The sequence below is a fragment of the Peribacillus sp. TE19612 genome (assembly GCF_056279465.1).
Genome location: NZ_JBWCCL010000025.1, coordinates 1 through 21,804, shown reverse-complemented (window position 1 = coordinate 21,804; position 21,804 = coordinate 1). Strand labels below are relative to the sequence as shown.

The 21,804-nt window shown below is 36.2% G+C and carries 15 protein-coding genes and 3 pseudogenes; 2 read left to right on the top strand and 16 right to left on the bottom strand.

Translation table 11 applies throughout. The features are described 5' to 3' along the window. Positions 1–208: 208 nt before the first annotated feature. Positions 209–474, bottom strand: a pseudogene (locus ACZ9AO_RS25200) (acetate kinase); the annotation flags it as partial. Between the two features lie 348 nt (positions 475–822). Here ACZ9AO_RS25200 and ACZ9AO_RS25195 point away from each other — a divergent pair. Continuing rightward, positions 823–1,470 (top strand): LytR/AlgR family response regulator transcription factor, encoded by a 648-nt coding sequence (locus ACZ9AO_RS25195; protein WP_056519948.1) that lies wholly within the window; start codon positions 823–825, stop codon positions 1,468–1,470. 1,490 nt (positions 1,471–2,960) lie between these two features. Here the strand turns inward: ACZ9AO_RS25195 and ACZ9AO_RS25190 are convergent. Continuing rightward, positions 2,961–3,641 carry an NHL repeat-containing protein gene (locus tag ACZ9AO_RS25190; protein ID WP_476111074.1) on the bottom strand — a complete coding sequence of 227 codons (681 nt, stop codon included), beginning with the start codon at positions 3,639–3,641 and terminating at the stop codon, positions 2,961–2,963. 1,163 nt (positions 3,642–4,804) lie between these two features. Between ACZ9AO_RS25190 and ACZ9AO_RS25185 the strand changes: the two genes are divergently transcribed. After that, on the top strand, positions 4,805–6,265 hold the full coding sequence (locus tag ACZ9AO_RS25185) for a spore germination protein (RefSeq protein WP_476111072.1): 1,461 nt from the start codon (positions 4,805–4,807) through the stop codon (positions 6,263–6,265). A 616-nt stretch (positions 6,266–6,881) separates the two neighbouring features. On the opposite strand, the gene ACZ9AO_RS25180 is transcribed toward ACZ9AO_RS25185, so the two are convergent. The 14 genes and pseudogenes from ACZ9AO_RS25180 to ACZ9AO_RS25115 all read right to left on the bottom strand — a co-directional run bounded on the left by ACZ9AO_RS25180 (position 6,882) and on the right by ACZ9AO_RS25115 (position 21,147). After that, positions 6,882–7,523 carry an HAD hydrolase-like protein gene (locus tag ACZ9AO_RS25180; RefSeq protein WP_251544245.1) on the bottom strand — a complete coding sequence of 214 codons (642 nt, stop codon included), beginning with the start codon at positions 7,521–7,523 and terminating at the stop codon, positions 6,882–6,884. Positions 7,524–8,137: 614 nt separating this feature from the next. Beyond that, entirely contained in the window at positions 8,138–8,305 is a 168-nt protein-coding gene (locus tag ACZ9AO_RS25175) for a hypothetical protein (protein WP_239859451.1), read from the bottom strand. Between the two features lie 417 nt (positions 8,306–8,722). Further along, positions 8,723–9,028: a hypothetical protein gene (locus ACZ9AO_RS25170; RefSeq protein ID WP_251544253.1), complete on the bottom strand. Its 306-nt coding sequence runs from the start codon at positions 9,026–9,028 to the stop codon at positions 8,723–8,725. 132 nt (positions 9,029–9,160) lie between these two features. Beyond that, complete coding sequence (locus ACZ9AO_RS25165) at positions 9,161–9,628, bottom strand: VOC family protein (RefSeq protein WP_476111070.1); 468 nt, start codon at positions 9,626–9,628, stop codon at positions 9,161–9,163. 438 nt (positions 9,629–10,066) lie between these two features. Next, positions 10,067–11,060: pseudogene (locus ACZ9AO_RS25160) on the bottom strand (carbohydrate kinase family protein). Positions 11,061–11,178: 118 nt separating this feature from the next. After that, entirely contained in the window at positions 11,179–12,192 is a 1,014-nt protein-coding gene (locus tag ACZ9AO_RS25155; protein WP_476111086.1) for a glycoside hydrolase family 32 protein, read from the bottom strand. A gap of 999 nt (positions 12,193–13,191) precedes the next feature. Then, positions 13,192–14,223: pseudogene (locus ACZ9AO_RS25150) on the bottom strand (glycoside hydrolase family 32 protein); the annotation flags it as partial. 58 nt (positions 14,224–14,281) lie between these two features. Then, a complete protein-coding gene (locus ACZ9AO_RS25145) occupies positions 14,282–15,256 on the bottom strand; it encodes an ABC transporter permease (RefSeq protein WP_375541228.1) in 975 nt (324 codons plus the stop codon). An 8-nt stretch (positions 15,257–15,264) separates the two neighbouring features. Beyond that, positions 15,265–16,770, bottom strand: a complete 1,506-nt coding sequence (locus tag ACZ9AO_RS25140) for a sugar ABC transporter ATP-binding protein (protein ID WP_311294811.1) — start codon at positions 16,768–16,770, stop codon at positions 15,265–15,267. A 140-nt stretch (positions 16,771–16,910) separates the two neighbouring features. Beyond that, positions 16,911–17,891 (bottom strand): ABC transporter substrate-binding protein, encoded by a 981-nt coding sequence (locus ACZ9AO_RS25135; RefSeq protein ID WP_251544318.1) that lies wholly within the window; start codon positions 17,889–17,891, stop codon positions 16,911–16,913. Between the two features lie 552 nt (positions 17,892–18,443). Beyond that, a complete protein-coding gene (locus tag ACZ9AO_RS25130) occupies positions 18,444–19,196 on the bottom strand; it encodes a DeoR/GlpR family DNA-binding transcription regulator (RefSeq protein ID WP_476111067.1) in 753 nt (250 codons plus the stop codon). Positions 19,197–19,806: 610 nt separating this feature from the next. Next, entirely contained in the window at positions 19,807–20,163 is a 357-nt protein-coding gene (locus tag ACZ9AO_RS25125; protein ID WP_289351080.1) for an MmcQ/YjbR family DNA-binding protein, read from the bottom strand. A 307-nt stretch (positions 20,164–20,470) separates the two neighbouring features. After that, on the bottom strand, positions 20,471–20,965 hold the full coding sequence (locus ACZ9AO_RS25120) for a hypothetical protein (protein ID WP_476111065.1): 495 nt from the start codon (positions 20,963–20,965) through the stop codon (positions 20,471–20,473). Then, positions 20,962–21,147, bottom strand: coding sequence for a hypothetical protein (locus tag ACZ9AO_RS25115; RefSeq protein WP_034306238.1), 186 nt, complete (start codon positions 21,145–21,147; stop codon positions 20,962–20,964). The genes ACZ9AO_RS25120 and ACZ9AO_RS25115 overlap by 4 nt, the downstream gene beginning before the upstream one ends. Between the last annotated feature and the right edge of the window lie 657 nt (positions 21,148–21,804).

Below are 21,804 nucleotides of genomic sequence, written 5' to 3'. Positions count from 1 at the left end.
GATACATCGCTCATTGCCTTCAACATACCCTATATCAACATGCTTAGTTTTATCTTTATTAAAAATATTAGATTCCAAGTATTATAGAAAACGAGCACACTGAACATTTACAGAAAAAATGACCCTAAATAAACAGCAATTATTTTGTCTATAATACTAGGTGACTTTCACGAAGCGTTAAGCGAACCGTATCTCTGGCAATTATGATTTATTCATTTGTTTGTATAACCAACACTTGGACCAGTGAGTGTTGATAACTAATGAACGACACGCTGCCGTTTACTTTATTGAGGGCAGGATCCCAATATACGCCCATAAATTCCAGACCGTCCAAAACACGAGAGCGGATGACGTCACTATTTTCGCCAATACCTGCCGTAAAGATGTTCGCATCAATTCTCTTAATTGCATCGCGTACATCCCGATATATTTATGAATTCTCTCGGCAAACACTTGAAGCGCGAGCTTTGCATGTTTGTGGCCTCTCCTGAATATCACGAAGATGAATCTTTTGAAAGCGCTTTAAAAATGATGATTAAAAGTGTAGTCCATCCCCAAACTGATAGACCAACATCATCCTTTCCAAACAACTGTTTTACAAAAGTTTGTTTATTTATCGTAATTTTATAACAGTTTATTTGTATATGTCATAATTTTCGGACAAAGCTTTCTATATGTTGATGAAAAGGGTTAACGGTGGATAAAAACAGAATTAAACTATGATTGAATAATTTAAATAGTTAGAAAAAATGACAAATAACCAAATAAAAAATAACACATTGGTGTTATAATGATGCCAAACATATGGAGAGGAGTAGAAGCTTGAAAAACGAAGTGCTTCAATTCATTAAAGACTGGGTTCCCAAAGAAGCATCTGTAGCCGTTGCGAGCGGCAATAGATATATAAATTATTATGCTGGCATACATGACATTCAAATTCGCCCCGGACAACCAATCCCTTCAGGAAGCATCTCAGAACGAGTTTTCCACCAGAAGGGTCGAGTTGAGACGTTGGTTGATGACTCTGTATTCGGAATTCCGTATTATGGTGTAGGTTATCTCATAGAAGGACAAGATGGATTTAACGGGGCACTAACAGTAATTCTGCCACCATGGTACTCACTTAAGAAGCATTCACCCCTCTCTTTTATAACTGGTAAACAAGGAGATATTTGGAGTCCGATCCCTGTTGATCAAATAATTTATATTGAAAGCAATCAAAAGAAGACATGGTTTTATACTGCGGATGGTCAATATAGTACAATTTATACCCTAAAGAATATCGAACAAAGGTTGCCAGACTCTTTTCTCCGGATCCATCGATCTTATATCGTTAATATTTCTTTTATACAACAGATTTCTCGTGATATATCATCCAACTTAATTCTTACTCTTAAAAACCCAAATTGTTGCGCCCTTACAATTAGTCAAACCTTTATCCCTTCCGTACGAAGAACTCTCGGATTTTAACAATCATCTTGGAAAATAAAGGTATTATCCTTGCCAAAATATGAAAAGCTTTACAAATACATGGTGAAAGTGGGTTTTTAACCATATCGAAAGAACCAATTTACTTATAAAGAAAAAGCACTGGGGTTCCAGTGGAGAGACCTAGTTAGATAAGACAAGGAAAAACACCCCCTATTAAAGTGATATACTTTCAATGGAGGAATGGTGGAGAAATTGAGACACGTATTAGTGGAATCTTAGCAGATGTTTCTAAATGGCATGAAAACAACTCTCTTATTGAAGTAAAGCACTGTTAGTAAGAAAAGCTGACCTTTTTAAAGAATCGCTCTGTAGAATGACACAATTTAAAGGGTAACTTATTATTGCACGCGAGTATACAAATAAAGAACCCCTTAGCTGGAAGTGTCGAAGCCATATAGTCAATGGCAAAGACGATACTTGTATAAAAGTATCGTCCTACCTAATTCCATTTATTTTCTTGTTGTCTTTACTAAATTGTAATGTGGTATGGGTCGTTTTTAACCTTTGATTTCATTTGTTCTGATTTAAGAAAGTCATCAAAGACTTTTTCAAGCTCACAAGTATTATGAAAGTCACAAACGGCAATTTTAGACTCATTCATCGGCTATTTACTCAAATTGAACTATTCTCGAAATTAATAATCTGACATCCATTATCACAGAATTTGTAGAATGCATGAACTAGCTTAATGATTGGGCGTAAATAATAACGAAACCCAGCTAATCTTCTTTTGTGAAGGTAGCTGGGTTTTAAAGTTGGATGTGCAAAAGTGACACGTCTATACTTAATGATACCCTTTTAGGGTCTAATTCATAGTGATACTAGTATTTAGATATTTTACGACGAGTGACACAAAAGCCCGGATCGTTATTGTGAGTCTACTTATTAGCTAGTGGTGTACTTCATTTCAAATTTAAGGGGTATCAACTTAGAAAATAAAGTTACTGCCATCAATATCTCTTATTTTATTAGTGAGGACTTGGCAGTACCATTCCTTCCAAAACATTGGCTTTTGGAGCAACTTCTTAATGCTTTTTCATCATTTCCTCCTACTGTTCTAGCATTAATCTATTAATACTAATTCTCGGAACAAATTAAAAAGACCTCTTTTGCCTAGTTCTTATTAAATTAAATGGCCCAATTATTAAATAAAGATCAAACAGCAATCTTCAACTATCCTGCCCCGTTTGTGCCATAAGAAAAAGCTGCCTTAAAGACAGCTTTGATCTTCAGCTAACGCACCCGTTAGCGTAAGTACATTTCTTCACACTCTAAAGATGTAATACCTGTATCGTGAGAACCACCTTGACCTGTGTGATGTTAGAAACTTGGCGAACTCACCTCGCTGTAAGGAATATTTTAAAACAAATCAAAGACCTTTTAGAAAAGTTACACCTTGTCCAAAGAAAGACCGCTATCTAAACACAAGTGGCGGTCTTTCCTTATATATTCAAATTTTAACTACTATTCTAGTCACTGCTTTCATCATCATGGTGGTGATCATGGTCGCTGCTTTCTTCCTTGTCATGCCTGTAAGCTAGTGTTGCGGGGTCCGTTTTGCCAAATATCAGATACCACGGCTCCGTTAACGGTCCTCCCAGAAGAGCCGGACGTACAAACACATCAAATGTTTTGCTCTTAACGTTGTAGCGACGTACAGAACCTGTATCAGGTCCCAAAGGCTGGCCATTAACGGGACCCGGTCCTGTAATAGGGACAAATAGTTTACCGTTTGGACCAAACAGGATTGCCTGCGCAAAGGCGCGGGGCTGTCCGACGGCATATAGATCAATCTTGTCAAGAACCCTGCCCTTACGGTCGAAGATAAGAATTTTGTCCGTGTCACTCGGGTCCCTTCTGAAACTGGTGATATAGAGGTTGCCATCAGGACCGAAGACCAAACCTTCCGGACGGTTAAAATCTGGAATGGAATCGCCCTCAATGAACACATCAATGAATTCCCCGGTTTTCGGATTATAGCGCACTACCCGTCCACCGAGCTGACCTTCTGCAGTAGTAGGGTTGTTACTGACGGACACATATAACAAGCCGTCCGGACCAATTACTACACTTCGGGGAAAAAACTGTACTCCAGGCGGGTGTTCAAGATTCCCCTGAAACACCCCAGTGGTACCATGATATGTCCTCACTTCTCCATTCAGGCCGGTCTCTACAATAATGTCTGCCACAAACAGAATATTTTGTTTCGAAAGGACGATACCGCGCGGGGCGAACGGAGCGTTAGGATCATTGGGATTGACGAGATATCCTTGAAACTGTCCAGTGTGTGCGTCGTACTTTAAAATGTTTCCATTTTGAGGTGCTGGAGGAGGAGGAGGCAGTACGTTTTGGTTAGTAACAAGGAGATTACCATTATGATCGAAGATAAGTCCCCGGGGACCATTTAAGCCGTTGTCACCTGATGGAACAAATCTTCCAAGGAACCTGCCCGATTCTGCATCAAATGTCTTCACGGTGTTGTCGAAGCCGTCTCCAATGTAGAGATAGTCATGTCGTTTCATTCTAGATAAAAACTCCCTTCTATTAATATTGTTTTAGATTTAAAAAATATACTTAAATCTATTATTAATCTATTCGTTTGAGAGCTTTTTGTATAAGACAAACACTCTGATAAAAAACACAATTTTAACTTTAGGTAGTCACGCCTAATGGTCAACTAACTCTTACCTTGCTCCTTTCATTGTTAATGAGATGAGGTAGATGTGAGATGCCTACTTCAATGTAAACTGCCCCGTTAGTCTGACTCCGGCGACCACGGTGTACCACCGACTGTCGCGCCCTTTATGGGTAGCACTCATGGGAGATTAATCCTTTTTTGGTCGTTGCGCTAGCCTCTACTTAATATGCTATCATTGGAGGTTTTTGTTTAACGATTGACCAAACTCAATCAGATTACTCATAAGGCTCAGCCTTTTTTTAAAAAGCGTTTGTACTGGGTCTATTTTGTTGTGGTTTTTTCTGGATTTTGAGCTTTTTTAATTTTCATGGGAGTTCATTAAGAAAAATTTCTTTAATTACATAATTGCTTATAAAAACTGATACATTGGATTACTTGGAACACCCTATGCTGTAAAAGCCGCACGTACTAATGTGAAAAGGAGATATAAATCCTAACCCTTACCTATAAGAGTTTATAAATATTTATCGTTTAATGATTAGGAAATAAAATTGCTTTTTTGAGACTAAAAATCAAAAAAATACTTTTTGATATTATAAAGACGCATGGGAACTGCATACATATCAGTTATTTTTTCTAAAAAAATGAACATACTAAGGTGACACTGTATATAAGGTGGTTAGGATCATCAAGAAAATACTTAAGAGTCTCCAAGAAAACACAAAACAGCTAAAGGAAAGTTTCAACGACACAACTGATTTTAGAGTCAGGAAATTAAAAATCGGATCTAGTCGTTCGCGAATGGTACACCTTATTTATCTTGATGGGGTAGTAAATAAAGATAGCTTGCAGGAAAACGTAATTACACCCCTATTAGATTCAACGAAGGTGCTCATAAATAAAAACTCTCTCATAGAGGATGTTTCAGAGAATATTATTAAAACAGCAGAAGTATTCGTTGTAAAAGAGTATAAGGAATTAACCGATGCCATAGTAAACGGTGGAACCGTTATACTATTTGAAGGCATTGAATTAGGAATTATAGCTGGGACTACACAGTTTAAAGAAAGAAACATTGAACAAGCAACCAGTGAACGATCTGCAAAAGGGGCACGTGTTGGTCTCACCGAAAATCTTAATACTAACATTAGCTTATTGCGTGGAATGGTTAAGACACCAAGTTTGTGCGTTGAGTCTATGAAAGTGGGAACATTATCTGATACAGAAATTTCCATCCTCTACTTGAAAAAAGTAGTGGATCAGGATGTACTAGCAGAAGTAAGAAAACGTATTGATAAAATTTCCGTTAATTATGTTCTGGAATCTATGACGATTAAAGAAGCTATTGAAGGTGGGTCAGTTGCACTTTTCGCAATGTATGAGGACTCAGAACGCCCCGATGTTGTTATATCTTCATTATATGACGGAAAAGTTGTGGTACTTGTAGACGGGAATCCATACGCCATTATATTACCAGGTCTATTTATGTCGATGTTTTCAGCACCTGATGAATATAATCAGAAATATGGCAGGCTAATGAATCGGTTATTAAGGCTTACAGGCTTTTTCCTAACCATTTACTTACCGAGCATATATGTGATACTTGTAAACTTTTATGCAGACGGATATCCAGATAAAGTAACAAAATCCCTTCTGAAAAACGATGAACTGCTTCCTGCATTTTGGACGATGTTAATACTTATTGGCTTAATAACTATCTTAATTGACGTTACTTTTAGGGTTCCTCAAAGTGCAATCATACTTATCTCATTGTTTGCTACAATTGCAATCGGAGAAACAGCAGTCACAGCTAAGATTATCCATCCTGCAAGTCTAATTGTTATAGCAATAACTTTTTTATCGGGTTTCCTGATTATTTCCAAGCAATTGGGATCAGCGATAGCAACACTTCGTATGTCATTTTTAATTGTTGGAAATTTCTTTGGCAGTACAGGAATGATTATAGTTACAACGCTATTAATTATCTATATGGTCAATCTACGTTCTGCAGGAGTTCCATTCCTGTCGCCACTCCTACCGTTTAAACTTGAAGAATTAAAAGATACGTTGTACAGAGGAAGATTAGAGAAATTAAACAACAGTAAACATAGCTTTCCAAACGATAACGAACGATAGCTAATAAAAAAGAAAAACACATCAAAGAGAGATTACGGTTTAATTAATCGTAATCTCATCATTGTTGAACTAATCTGCCCCGTTAGCCATCCATGAAGCGCAAAATTCAGCGCTTCACCACAGAGAATGAAAATGGGTCTCTATGTCGATAATGTTTTAATGGCTGGCGAAGAAGGTCGTTGAACTATGGTGCCTTTGAGCCCATCCGTTAGTCTGACTCCGGCGACCACGGTGTACCACCGACTGTCGCGCCCTTTATGGGTAGCACTCATGGGAGATTAATCCTTTTTTGGTCGTTGCGCTAGCCTCTACTTAATATGCTATGATTGGAGGTTTTTGTTTAACGATTGACCAAACTCAATCAGATTACTCATAAGGCTCAGCCTTTTTTTAAAAAGCCTTTGTACTGGGTCTATTTTGTTGTGGTTTTTTCTGGATTTTGAGCTTTTTTATTTTTCATGGGAGTTCCATAAGAAAAAGCTGCCTTAAAGACAGCTCCGATCTTCAGCTATCGCACCCGATAGTTGAACATGGGTATTTTCTTCTCTATTTTGAATGTATGATAATGCTAAGAATCGTATTTTCAAAAGGCCGCCAATTGGCGGCCTTTTGAAGTTTAAACTAACTCTAAGATTTCTTTGAAATTATTCACTACAAAATCAGCTTGTTTTAATTCATCTTCTTGAGCAAAGTCAAAGTTCACACCAACGGCAATAAGTTCATTATCCTTAGCAGCAGTTATATCTGAAGAACGATCTCCGACAACGTAACCTTTTCCAATTTGATTTTTATTTTTCACCATTTGCACTAAATCAGATTTATGCCCAGATTTAATTAGTTGGATACTATATGTATTTTGAATAAACCTATCCAAATTATAAGTTTCTACAATTGCTTGTAAATATTCTATCTGTCCATTGCTGGCAATAAATAAGGGATACTTTTTACTTAACTCATTTAATGTTCTCTCCACATCAGCATATAATGCACCTTTTTGTGCTTGGATTAGTTCAATAAGCTTTTTATGAAAAATCTCATTGCTCTTTACTCGTATTTCTAGTGAGTGGTTTGGGCAAAGTGTTTCCCATACAACTGGTAGAGGGACACCCATAATTCCCCTATATTGTTCAATCGGTGTTTTTGTATCCCATAAATTTTCTTTTCGTAGTACATCAAATGTTTCTTCTAGGGCAGGTTCTAAAATTAAATTTGTTTGAAATAAGGTTCCATCCATATCAAAAATAATTGCTTTACTCATTGAAAATTTCCCCTCTCTCTATCTCTCAGTAAAACATAATATAATTTTTAAAAAGCGCTGCCTTAAAGGCAGCTCCAATCTTCAGCTAACGCACCTGTTAGTTCTATAAAAATGTTACGCACCACCATATAAATGCAATACCAAAAATAATGCGATCCATATAACCGCAATACCGAAATCATATAAGATCTGCTTCTTATTTTCCTTTTTAAATAAACTTTCAAATCCATCTATTATTTAACCAATCCCCGATATAAGAATTATATATTTTATGAAATTAAAATTAAAATCGTTAATGTTACATAAGAGATATAATAAACTACAGTGATTAATTTAAATACCTTGTTCCACTGTCGGGTGCAAGAGTTCAACAAGCTAAGGTTATTTCGGTAGACAATGCAAGTTATATTAGGCGGTGTTTGTATTTGGGATTGTTCTTTGAAAAAAGAGAGAGAGAAAGTACTAAACCATTTATACTGATTAGATATTTATTGATAATAGCAATGGGCTTAATTTTAATATTTAACCTGCCCGTTAGTTCCGTAAGAAAAAGGTTGCCGCAGCAACCCCTGTTATTGAAGTAAAGCACCTGTTAGTTTATTAAAGCTAGTTTATTATTTGTGATTTTTCAATATTTGAACCTCTTTTTCTAATTTATCGATTTTTTGTTGAAGTTTTTTCTTAGGTTCTAAAATCCTTCGACCTAATATAACGAAAAAACCGGTAATAGCAATAACTACCCCAGCAGAAGCTATAAACAATATCAAGGTAATGTCAAACATAGAAACAACTCCTAATTTATTCTTGGTATTTTCATATACGAAAATTGAACAACAAAGTTCATTTTTCTTTCACTATAAGAAAAATAGCTGCTGATCAGCTCCTAATAATTAAGTTAAGTAAAGCACCCGTTACTTGAATTAGAAATGTAATTAGCTTTTCTTGGTCCTCTTAAAAAATAAATAACCTAAAACACCTAAAGTTAATGCTATTCCTCCGAAAACAATAACTTGAAATATAATATCCCCTATAAACATAACCTGTTCCTCCTATTCTAAAAAACATTTTCCTAAATCTGTATACGGGATTTTCCCTAAAAAGGTTTCAACTGATAGTTTGATTCTAAAAGTCTTATTAAACTAAACTGCCCCTTTAGTTCCATAAAAAAAAGCTGCCTTAAAGACAGCTCCATTCTTCAGCTAACGCACCCGGTAGTTAAACAATCCTTGCACTTTCCATTTGTCGAAATACTTTTGATAACCCATTTCCTCTGCTGTCATAGTGTATTGCGTATCTTCCAATTTAAAAGTATGAGGTCCCGACAAGGCTTCATAGCTTGGATTCCCTTTTACATCCCCGAAGAGCGTTTCAAATGTATTCACATCCACTGAATGTGTTGTTCCATTCTCGTCAGTTTCTAGATGAATGAAATCAACTTCTCCCTGTTCTGTATGCCCTCTAAACATCAAACCTGCTTTATTTAAAGTCAGATATAATTGAATCATACTCAATCTCTACTCTCCTTTAAAATTCATTAGCTTATTAAACTATCCTGCCCCTTTAGTTGCATAAAGAAAAGGATTTCCACAGCAATCCCCTTGTTAAACTCAATAATCCGTTACTGAAGCAGAGCAGAATTAGTTGTGAGCAGTATTTCGTCTATACCAATCCTCTAATGACATGTCTCCAAAATATTCCTCAAAGTCCAATCTTAAAGGAGCAATCAATTCAAGAGCATTTCCATCTGGGTCATCAAAATAAATAGCTGCGTGAGCTTGTGGATTGTTATCTAGAACTAAAGGTTGTTGTTCTTCAGTTAAGTCAAAGGTTGTACGAATTTCGATTCCTTTACTATTTAACCAATCTTTTGCTGATGTCATGTCCTCTATATCTATTTGTAAAGCTACATGTCGTATTGAAGGATGGTAGGGAATTTCTACATGGTTTGTTTTCCAAAGACCAAGCCAACTTTTACCTTTCTCAATCCAGAAGAAAGCTAATTTATCATTTTGATATGCAATTTCTAAATCTAACTTTTTATAAAATTTTATTGAGTTTTCAAGATTACTTACAGGTAAATGTGCCTCATAAAGACCCTTTATCATTTCTCGTCCCACCTCGTTATGATATCTATAAATTCCTTATATTTACTGTATCATACTAATATTTGGATCAAGCTACATTTATTATCGTAGTTTTTGAGTTAAATCAGAATTTTGTTGAACTATCCTGCCCCTTTAATTGCATAAAGAAAAAGCTGCCTTAAAGACAGCTCCGATTGCACCCGTTAGTTTAAGTACAATATTTCACAAAGTTCACATTAAGTAGGCTCATTTTTCTTAAATCACTAAATAGTGCCTTCAATCCAAATGGGCGAGGCACTAATAGTAATTACCTAATTACTGTTCTAAGTAACGATCAAGGCATGATTTTATTATCCATCTGTTTTTTACTAGTTATTCAAAATAAAATCTAATTCACTTCAGTTCACGGTTCTTCTTATTTATATATATAATATTTATCCGCTAAGGGACGAATATAAACTAAAAATCCGAAACAATACGATGAAGACTAAATCTTATATATATCCTCTTCTTTGGTAGAGAAGAAATCGCTCCTACCTTCGTACACACGACGGCACCTACTTTATTTGCAAAAAGAATGATCTCTTTAAGTTTACTAAAATCACTAAGAATTGTGTCATACGACTCAAGATTTGCAAATTGAAATAAAGTAGCACCGACAAATGCATCACCAGCACCAGTTGAGTCAATTGAATTTACTTCGACGCTGTTTATTACACTCATTCCACTTCCATTTGAAAGAAGAGTGCCTTCCCATCCAAGGGTAACAGCCACTATTTTTGCCCCTAAATGATGGAGCATTGCTATTCCATCATATTTATCCATTTTTCCCGTGATTAGTTCAAGCTCTACTTCGCTTACTTTTACAAAGTCAGCCATTGATATACCCTTTCTGGCTAAACTAATAAATTCAGCCACTCTATTTTTCCATAAATCATCTCGGAAGTTAGGGTCAAACGAAAGAAATATCCCCCTATTTTGTGCAAATTCCATTGCCTTTAAATAAGTTGTTTTAAAAGGGTTTTCCAGAAATGCAGTTGCAGATCCAAAGTGAATGATTTTTGCACCACTTAATCTATCTAGGTATAAGTTATCCTCTGTTAAATTTCGATCCGCTCCTCTATTGAATACAAAATCCCTTTCACCATTTGCTTGTAAAGAAACAAATGCTAAAGTAGTTGGTGCTAAATCATCAGTAACAATCATCGATGTATCAACCCCCACCTCTTTTATCGTTTCTATTAAAAATAATCCAAATGGGTCATTTCCTACTTTTCCAATAAGACTCGCTTCCCCACCTAGCTTTGAAATAGCAGCTGCGACATTCGCTGGTGCGCCCCCGGCTTTCTTTAGAAAATGATTACCTTCTATATAAATTAACATCAATATCTGTACAATAAAAATCGATCAAAAGCTCCCCAACGCATATGACTGCGCGGTTTGTTTTATTCATTTACATTACACTCTCCATTCTTGTGATTTAGGTAAAATGAAAGGCTATCGAGTCATTTTCGACAGCCTTCATAAACTCTTAATATCAACCCATCTTTAATAGGATTGAAATTTAGTCTTTATCTTTTCCATATACTCTTTAAAGGGTATATTTTCAAAGACTTTAATGTAACTTCTCCACCCTTGCTATAAACTTGTAATCCTTTACTTGATGGATCCGGGAAAATTTGATCAGAAATAACCGTTTCACCTTTGTTTCCGAACACTTCTACAGCAGATCGGTCAATGAAAATATGCATTTTCACAGTCCCATTTAATGCATTTAACGGTCCTTCATGCTTACCGACCACATTGTTCCCATAATCAAAGCTTCCTGAATTTGAACGGTCTACGAATAACTGTTTGGTGGCAACATCATAGCCAATAGTCGTATATTCAGTTGCACCTTTACGAACTTGAAAGCCGAATTCAGTTGCTTTTATATCATCTACATCAAACTCAGCTATCATTTCAAATGTATCTTCTGATAGTTTAGATAGGAGATTACTTTCACCAGATATGACTTTATTTTTATATGAAATTTTTTCACTCTTATCTCGAATGGTTTTTAAAGAAACTGGTGTTTGTTTTAAACGTAAACCTTCTTCCGTCTGAGTTAGCTCCATCTTTCTTGGCAATGTCGTTGAACTTCTCCAAGTCGAAGTTGGTGTATTATTTGCATATTGCCAATTACTCATCCAGCCAATCCAATATTTTTCGCCATTCTCCCCTTCAATTCCGCTCCAATCAACTGCGGCATAATAATCTGCCCCGTAGTCAGTCCATAACACTTGATCGGAAGGGTTTTCATTTTTAAACGTTTTCCCGTCAAAGGTACCTACAAAATATTGCATACCTGACCCGCCTGCAGGAGCGCCATCATTAATGCTTACCTGTAGTACCCATTTTGTTTTTGAAGGGTCACCATCAATTGGTAATTCGATTAGAGTAGGACATTCCCAAATCCCTCCGTTACTACCATGAGTAGAAGGTATCCACTCTCCAGAAACAGCAGACCAGTCTGTAAGGATGCCGCTTTCTTTCGAATCGTCTTTCTCAGGCTCTTTGGCAACTTGGTCTACTTCATTTGGCATGGCCCCTTCATTATAAACATTAACATCATCCATGTTTAAATGACCCCAACCACCTGTAGCTTGGTCTACAGCTTTAATATATAACACTTCTCCAATGTATTTAGAAGCATCCCAGACGTATTTTTGATATTTTTCTTCTTTAAATTTTGTATTGGCTTGTCGAATTAATTCTTGATCATCAGAGGCTCTCACTAACGAAACATAGCGGTTGTTGATATCATTACCACCGCCCAACAGAAAGTTGATTTCTCCAGAGCCATCTAGTTTAAAATATGCGGAGTGCAGTTCACCTGTTGCGTCATCTCCCTTTTGAAGATCAGTAAACCCCCATAAGTGGTAGTTTCCTTGATGGCCGAAATCCCCTCCCCAGTATGATGGTACATTTGTCACATGATCTTTTGTGAAAGCATTCCCTTCGATTGTACTCCACCCAGTTAGATCACCTGTCTCAAAATCATGATTAATAATTTCCTTCTCATTTGTCATGATGTTCTTACCAACTTGAACATCTTGGAATAACGTAGATGAATTCCAAACATTCAAGCCAAAATGCCCTGATGAAAAAGTTGAATCATTTACATCATGAATGAGATTTCCATCTAAAGAAATTTTAATATTTTTTCCATGGGTGCTTGCTTTTAAATGGTACCTTTTATCTGTATCTAGATTTATTGTTTTTTCAGCTAGAATGGATATGTCTCCATTTTCAATTTTCATGATTTTTATTGTATCGTTTAAAGCATCGACATTCGCCATATAACCATTTGTTGCATTAGGATCTGCACGAAAAACGAGCGAGCCAGCTCCGTTGCCACCTTTTCCCCCAGATATCTCAATGTTTGCTTCATAAAAAAAGTTATCCCCTGTTTGACCACTCATTACAAAAGCATCCTCCGTAGAGGCTCCACTTTTTCCGTCCATCGTGTTCTCCCAGCTTCCGTTTACATCTGTCCATTTTGATAAATTGGTTTCAAAGTTAGATGTATTCTTGAACTCCACATTTCGAAAGGCAGCCGTTGAATTCCACGCGGACAATCCATAGTATCCATAATCGAATTCTATATCTGTTTTTTTTATAACGGATTGATCGTTTACAGAGACTTGAATTTGATCCCCATCTGTTTCCACCTTCACATGGTAGGTAGTTGAAGTTTTGAGGGTAAAAGGTTTTCTCGCAATTTCCTCGTTTGTTCCATCTACATTCTTACTTAATGTTATGACATCGTTTTTGGCATCTAAGCTCGCAACATAGCCGTTCTTTGCACTCCTGTCTGACCGAAAAACTAAACCACCTGCCCCTTCTCTCCCATTCTTCTCATTAAGGGTAATATCTCCCTCATAGCTAAATGATTCACCTGTCTGGGATGACATGGTATAAGAAGTTCTGTCTAAGCTATTTGCTTGTATTCCACCATCTTCGCCGAATTCACTTGCATACTCCCACTCTTTTAAATTAGGTGAGGTATAAAACATGATCTTATCCTTAGCCGCTAACGACATAACCCATTGGTTTGATTCTTCATGCCAAAATACTTTAGGATCGCGCCAATCTTGTATAGGAGGGTCTGGCATTACGGGATTCCCTTTATACTTTTCCCAAGTTCTTCCCTTGTCTAGGCTATACGCTATACTTTGGACTTGTTTATCCCCTGAATGCGTAAAGATGGCAACCATTGCCTCTTTTCCAAAGCCAGCTGTATTGTTCCAATCAATAACAGCACTCCCCGAGAAAATCTGACCGTTTTCATCCGGCGATAAAGCAATCGGCAAATGCTCCCAATTAACAAGATCTTTACTGACAGCATGCCCCCAATGCATCGGTCCCCATGTCGTTCCATACGGATGATATTGATAAAACAAATGATATTCACCTTTATAAAAAACCATACCATTCGGATCATTCATCCAGTTAGCTTCAGGAGAAAAATGAAATTGATTACGGTATGGTTCATTATAATACCCAGGGTCTTCTGCATATGCACTATTAAATGGTAAACAAGTAACAGTTGAACATATTAGTAGAATACTAATAACCCTCTTCACTTTTATTTCACACCCCTTTTTTTAAATCTAAAATGACATGTGATCGTTATGCTGGACTATTTCCGCGCAATCGATCTAATAAAACGGCTGCTACAATAACTCCGCCTTTTACAACTAACTGCCAATAATAGTTGACATCCATTAGAGTTAACCCATTACTGATTACCCCCATAATTAAAACCCCAATAATTGTTCCTATTATTTTCCCTTTTCCACCTGTTAAACTTGTTCCTCCTAGAATAACAGCAGCAATTGCGTCTAATTCATACATTTGACCAGCAGTTGGCTGTCCAGAAAACAACCTTCCCGCTAAAACGACTCCTCCTAAACCAGCTAGCAAACCACTAATCGAATACACATTGATTAAAGACTTTTCAACCTTAATTCCAGTTAACCGAGCCGCCTCTTCATTGCCACCAATCGCATAAATATGACGACCAAACATCGTATATTTAAGAACAAAAAACATCACAACGTATACTAAAGACATGATATAAATAGGAGTGGGGATTCCGAAAATACTTCCACCACCGATGAATTTAAATGTTTCGTTTTGTAAAACAATTGGATAACCGCCACTAATGACATAAGCGAGTCCACGAACATATGTGAAGCTGCCTAGTGTAACAATAAATGCTGGTAACTTTGCTTTGGCTGTGAGAAATCCATTAATCAGTCCTACTGCATACCCTACTAGTACACCTGATAACATCGCAATTATAGGATTAACTCCTGCAGAAGAGACCATGACTGAGATAACGCCAGATAGAGCAACTGTTGCACCAACTGATAAATCGATTCCACCAGTTAAAATAACAATTGTCATCCCAGCAGCTAAAATAGCAATGATAGAGACTTGTTTTAATACATTCAATAAATTGGCTGTATCTAAAAAATTTGGTGCTGTAAATGAAAGTACTACACACAATAATAATAAAATCATGATCATGCCAAGCCTACTCCATAAAGAATAAAGGACATTTCCTATATTTAGGCGTTGTGAATGTGTAATAGTTTGCATATTCCCTCTCATTTCTCTCTCCCCCCTTTGGTAGCTAAACGCATAATTGTTTCCTGTGTAGCTTCTTCCTTCGAAAGCTCGCCTGTTAACCTTCCTTCACTCATCACAAGTATTCGATCACTTACCCCCAATACTTCAGGAAGTTCAGATGATATCATTAAAACGGCCAATCCTTCATCTGCAAGCTTCGAAACAATCTTGTGGATTTCAGTCTTGGCACCTATATCAACCCCTCGTGTTGGCTCATCAAGTAGTAATACCTTTGGTGCAATTGATAGCCACCTAGCGATCACTACCTTTTGTTGATTCCCACCACTTAAGTTTGATACTTGCTGTTCTGGGGAAGCTATTTTTATATTTAAGTCTTCAATATATTGGTTAGCGCTTTCATTTGCTTGCTTCCAACTAACAATTCCTGCTTTAGCATGTTTTTTCAATTCAGCCATTATGATATTCTCTTTTACGGACATTGATAAAAATAACCCTTGTTCTTTCCTGCTTTCAGGTACATGTGCAATCCTATTAGCAATAGCATCTATTGAGGATTTGATTCTAACAGATTGACCATCAACCAATATTTCGCCACTTTTCAACTCGGACAAACCGAAAATGGCCCTAACCAATTCTGTTCTGCCAGCTCCAACAAGCCCCGCCAAACCAACAATTTCACCTGGGTATATTTTTAAAGATACATTCTTTACAATTGTGTTATCAGAAACATTTTTCAATTCAAGTACAGGTGAAACTTCCTTTGAATTTTTTGTACCAAAAGCTTTTGACCGATTAAACAAGTCCTTTAAATCCCGTCCTACCATTAGCTTTACCAGATGATCAGGATTTGTCTCTTCAATCGGCCCACTTGCAATCCATTCACCGTCACGTAATACAGTGAACCTATTAGAAATTTTAAAGATTTCTTCCATTCTGTGAGATATATATACAATAGCAACTCCCTGCTTTTTCAAATCATCAATAATTTCAAACAGCTTTTTTATTTCTTTATCTGTTAAGGAGGCGGTTGGTTCATCCATTATGAGTACCTCTGCATTAAAGGATAATGCTCGAGCGATCTCGACCATTTGTTGTTGAGCAACACTTAAGGTCGAAACCAACTGGCGTGGATTTAGATTCGACCCCATTGAATCTAACACGCCTTGGGCACGTTCATGAACCTCATCCCATTTCACCATTCCTAAACGATTTCTAGGAAAATTCGAACCCATTAAGATATTTTCACTTATTGTTAAATTAGGAGAAAGGTTTAGCTCCTGATGAATAACACTAATTCCTTTGTTCCTTGCATCAGTAGGGTCCTTCCATAAAATTGGTTGACCTTTTAAGTAGATTTTCCCACCATTGTCATCAGGTGTATGAATGCCTGCGAGGATTTTCATGAAAGTTGACTTTCCAGCGCCATTCTCTCCCATTAATGCATGTACTTCACCTGGATAAAGTTCAATCCTCACATTGTTCAATACGGTTACACTTGAGAATGTTTTACCAATTCCCTCCATATTCAACACTGGCTTTTTTAGACTTTGTTGGCCTTTAAGGGACATTTCATTGACAGCCATACCTTTATCTCACCCCTTATATTGATTTGAATAGGCTGATTAAAGGAGGAATCATTATCAGCCTATTTATTGAAAGATTCTTACCAACCTTGGTAAGAATCTAATGTATCTTGAGTCACAATCTCAACTGGAACTTTAATAAGCTCCTCAACTTCTTCACCATTTTTCACTTTCATTCCGATTTCAACAGCTTTTTTGATCATGTTACTAGGTGACTGAGCTGAAGTTGCAGCAAATGTACTTCCTTCCTTTGCCATTGCTTCTGTGGCTTCAGGAGCACCGTCTACTCCGACAATGAAAAATTCATCTTTACGATTCGCTTGCTCTTGAGCAATTTCAACACCAATTGCTTCTGGATCATTAATCGCAAAAACAGCGTCAATAGAGCCAGATGAATTAGCTTGTAAAATACTTTCCATCACCGTTAATGCCTTTTCGCGATTCCCTTCTCCATTTTGCTTCGCAATTACTTTAATTTCGGAATCCTTTATTGCATCTTCAAATCCTTGAATACGATCAGATACAGCCGAAACAGGAGGTCCATCAATAATAGCTATTTTTCCTTTTCCGCCTAATTGTTCAATCACATATTCTCCGGCTAGTTTACCAGCTTGATAGTTGTCTGAAGTAACAGTGGCATCGACACCACCTTCAGCATTAGTATCTACAGCAACTACTGGAATATCAGCAGCTTTGGCCTGTTGAACAGATGCCGCAATTCCTTTTGTATCAACAGCATTTAAAAGAATGATATCTACCTTTTTCGTAATAAAGTTTTCAATTTGAGCTGCTTGTTTTGCTAAATCATATTCAGCGCTTTCAACTAGAACTTCAGCACCTAATTCTTTTCCTGCTTCTTCAGCACCTTTAGCCATGGAGACGAAGAAAGGGTTTGCTAAACTACCCACCGCTACACCGATCGTTAATTGTTTGTTACCTTTTTGTCCTTCGTTACCGTCTGTTGATCCATTTGATGATTCACTAGCCCCACTACATGCCGTCATCGCGGCAATTACAAACGCCAAAACTAGTATTCCTATCGTTTTTACATATTTAACCATATTAACCCCCCTAGTTTTTGAAGATGAAAATAATTAGTTACAGAACGAGAAATTGTTACCGCTCTCAATCTCTTAAACTAGATCACCTCCTTAAATGATTATTTTTGGTTGAAATAATGGAAATATGATTGATTTTGATAGTTTGTTCACATTGACATCCAATTTATTGATAACGCTTTCATATCTTGTAAAACAGTATAATTACCCTTTACACATTAGAATTACAATTGATTGATTTTGGTTGTTTTTGATTGATTTTGATTATATTAGAGCTGTTTGTAATTGTCAACGGTTCCAATTATTTCAAAAAATATATTGATAACATAAAATATTAAACTTTCAAATGGAACGTTTAATACATGGAGCAGATTTTCCCTCATTGTTAATTGGCCACATTACAATTAACCAAGCATTCTTTATTATATTGATACAACAAAGGGGAAAATTTTCAATAAAAATAATTTCAGAACATTCAAAAAAAGCTGGTATTCTAAATGTCTGAATCAGACAGTTTGAATACCAGCTTTCCTTCAACGATAGCAAATTTAGTTTTTAGCCCCTCACAATAATTATCTCCGTTTTCTCCTTATATTTTCCTAACGTTATTGTACCTTCCTCATTCGTAATAACTTTTGTCTGGTTTAAATCTGCAAACTTAGAAAATGATACTTCTCCAAATTTTGTATGATCTGCTAATACAAAGGCCTCACGTGACAAAAAAATGGCTCTTTCTTTTATTTGCGCCTCTTCTGGATCTGGGGTAGTCAATCCAAAATTATAATGAATAGCGTTCGCACCCATGAAACACTTATCAAATCTGTATTTTTTTATACTTTCGTATGCATAACGTCCAACTGTTGCTTTGGTAATCTTTTTAACAAATCCACCAATAAAATATGTACATATTTCATTTTCAAGTAATGCATCTAAATGACCAATTCCGTTTGTAATAACAACGATATCTTTTTGTCTTAAATGTTTGATCATCTGATACGTTGTTGTTCCAGCATCAAGATAAACACAGTCGCCGTCCAAAATTAGTTCTGCCGCATATTTTGCTATCTTAGCTTTTTCCTCAAGGTTCTGCGTTATTTTCTCAAACACACTTGGTTCGTCTCGTTTACTATGTAAAAGTGAAGCTCCACCATGTACACGTTTTAAGTAGTTCTGCTTTTCTAATTGATCTAGATCACGACGCAAAGTAGATTCTGAAGTATTTGTTAATTCTACTAGCTCATGAATCTTAACATTCCCCTTTTCTTTTAATAGCTTTATAATTAATTGATGCCGTTCCGTAATAAGCATGATATCTCCTCCTCGTATTACACTTCTATTTAAAGGTTCTTCGTGTATTCTAGTTTAATTAATTTTAGTATATAGAATTTTGCAGTGACATGTGAGAACTATTAGGGTACGCCCATAAGAAAAAGGAGCTGTTGATCAGCTCCTGGTAATGAAGTAAGCACCTGTTTGTTGAATAAACAATTTAAAATCCATTACCCTGGAATATTATTCTCATTAATTCAACAGCTCATAAAGTAAACGAAACCAACAAATATACTAAGACCTAAAGCTAAATTTCTCCAAAGTCTTTTCTCTCTAAGATAAGAGAAAGAGAAAGATATAATGATTCCACATATCATCAATACACGAAAAGTTGTTACTCCAGGGTCTAACCAATATAATTAAAGCAAACGAAATAACCCCTAAATATTATTAACCACCCTTCTCCTCTAATTAATCGGTATTTTTTTATTATCGGATTATCTTCCCACTTTAAATGCATTAAGAAAAAGCTGCCTTAAAGACAGCTCCGATCTTCAGCTAACGCACCCGTTACTTTAAGTAGATTATTTCACAATCATAGTAAGTTCCACAGAAAAAGGCATAAATCCTTCCTGCTGAATCAATGCCTTCACTTTTTGAAATTAACTTTACTATTATTTTTTTTAGTTAACATATAGCTTTGTTTTATCATTTCGTAAATGTCTTCCTTTGGAACAGTACCGTCAAGAATTATCGAATTCCAATGGTCCTTATTAAGATGAAATGCCGGAACTACCGAATGGTAAAGCTGACGCCAATAATCTAAAAAACCAGGTTCACATTTCACATTAATCCAAATATGTCCATCTTTTTCAAATATCCACGCAAACACTTTCTTGTTATCTATATGTCGCATTAACGTCCAATTCTTATCACGAAATGGATAATCTTCATATGTATTACCCATTCCCAAACAGTAACCGATAGCTCCCTCTCTATTTTTCATTGTTAACTCTTCTCTAACATAATAACTTGCTAGTTTTTTAATAAAGCTGCATCCTTAACTATAACCCCTGGACGCTTTATTGCACTAACCTGCCCCTTTAGTTCCATAAGAAAAGTAATTCTTATTAAAGAATCGCGCCCTTTAACGGAACAACTCTATTACCACTAAAAAATTCCCTTGATCCATTTTTAAATTTCAGATGTACTTTATCTTTTGGACATAAAAACACCCCTTTAGAGGATATTATCCAAAGGGGTAAAACGGTGCAACTTTATTATAAACATCGTGACTTTATTTCAAAGCCACATCATTTTCCCTTTAATTCAGCTAAATAGTGTCTTACGGCACTTTCAACTAGTTCATAAACCGTCCTATCATGAATGATTGCTTGTATTTTTAGTTCCTTCATAAGTTCAACATCCATATCGAATGAAGAACGTTTTCTTATAACCTTGGTTCGTTCTATGGTTGGTGCTGATTGTTCGTTCGCTTGTTTGACCTGTTCTTTACCACTTTTTATGCCAACGTTAGAACGTTGGTTGGTATCGTTAATAGGTTCTTTATTTACATTAGTTGAAACTTTCCCTGCTGTTGCAAAGTCATAAATAAGCTGCTCTTGTACCGTTTCCTCGTCACCTTCACCAACAAAATACCAGCCTTTTTTGCCTGAATTTCTATACTCATAACCAGCTTTATTCAATGCTTTTCTTAGTGATTCTTCTGAAAGATGAACTTCAGCCCTTTTGGCAATATTCGCTGGTGTATCAGTTTTAATTAACTCCAAGATTTTACCGATTTTCATTTAGTACGCTCACGGGAAAACCAATACTTTGTTTTGATATTTCGATAAGTCCCAATGTCTTTGATCAGCTCGGCAATAAGATCATAACCGCAATATGTGTGCCTCAGCGTGCTAAATTCATCCAATGTGACATAATCATCACTCTTTAATTCAACGTGACACTCTCCACAACAAATCCCCATATCCAACACCTCCAAAGATTATATTGATATATTCGTCGAAACTTGGTGGCCATCCTTCTTTCGTACAAAAAACAGGTCTATTGACGGTCCTTTAATGTTTTTTAGTTTTTCAAAATTATCTAGACCTAATTATAAAAAACCTTAATAAATAAAGGAGAGTACATATTAGCCATGTATAATATGTACTCTCCTTTTTCTTTTAGTGAACTAACGCAGAACCAAAAATAAAAAGTAAGAACTCCTTTATCTTTTTGGATTCCATCATTAAATCTTCATCGTAAAAAAGTTGCATGTTTTCATTTAAGGAGTGGTAAAAATTGATAATATTAATGCAAGAACAGTGAACACCCCATATATATTTAGCACTGTTCTTATAGTAATTTCCTTCGTTTGTGGATTTTTTTCAAAACTACTAATCCTCCCATTTTTCATAATGCTTAAATGACCATACGAATAAACAGGAATAAAGTTTCTTAACAACTGGAAGTTAATGAACTATCCTGCCCCGTTAGTGCCATAAGAAAAAGCTGCCTAAAAGACAGCTCTGATCCTCAGCTAACGCCCCCGTTAGCCATCCATGAAGCGCAAAAATCAGCGCTTCACCACAGAGAATGAAAATGGTTCAGAACGGTCAATACTGATTCTACGGCTGGGAGA

Bases quoted from the DNA above. Each gene is read 5' to 3' on its own strand.
- ACZ9AO_RS25180 (WP_251544245.1), bottom strand. From the start codon at position 7,523: ATGAGTAAAGCAATTATTTTTGATATGGATGGAACCTTATTTCAAACA.
- ACZ9AO_RS25175 (WP_239859451.1), bottom strand. From the start codon at position 8,305: ATGTTTGACATTACCTTGATATTGTTTATAGCTTCTGCTGGGGTAGTT.
- ACZ9AO_RS25170 (WP_251544253.1), bottom strand. From the start codon at position 9,028: ATGATTCAATTATATCTGACTTTAAATAAAGCAGGTTTGATGTTTAGA.
- ACZ9AO_RS25165 (WP_476111070.1), bottom strand. From the start codon at position 9,628: ATGATAAAGGGTCTTTATGAGGCACATTTACCTGTAAGTAATCTTGAA.
- ACZ9AO_RS25155 (WP_476111086.1), bottom strand. From the start codon at position 12,192: ATGCCAAATGAAGTAGACCAAGTTGCCAAAGAGCCTGAGAAAGACGAT.
- ACZ9AO_RS25145 (WP_375541228.1), bottom strand. From the start codon at position 15,256: ATGCAAACTATTACACATTCACAACGCCTAAATATAGGAAATGTCCTT.
- ACZ9AO_RS25140 (WP_311294811.1), bottom strand. From the start codon at position 16,770: ATGGAGGGAATTGGTAAAACATTCTCAAGTGTAACCGTATTGAACAAT.
- ACZ9AO_RS25135 (WP_251544318.1), bottom strand. From the start codon at position 17,891: ATGGTTAAATATGTAAAAACGATAGGAATACTAGTTTTGGCGTTTGTA.
- ACZ9AO_RS25130 (WP_476111067.1), bottom strand. From the start codon at position 19,196: ATGCTTATTACGGAACGGCATCAATTAATTATAAAGCTATTAAAAGAA.
- ACZ9AO_RS25125 (WP_289351080.1), bottom strand. From the start codon at position 20,163: ATGAAAAATAGAGAGGGAGCTATCGGTTACTGTTTGGGAATGGGTAAT.
- ACZ9AO_RS25120 (WP_476111065.1), bottom strand. From the start codon at position 20,965: ATGAAAATCGGTAAAATCTTGGAGTTAATTAAAACTGATACACCAGCG.
- ACZ9AO_RS25115 (WP_034306238.1), bottom strand. From the start codon at position 21,147: ATGGGGATTTGTTGTGGAGAGTGTCACGTTGAATTAAAGAGTGATGAT.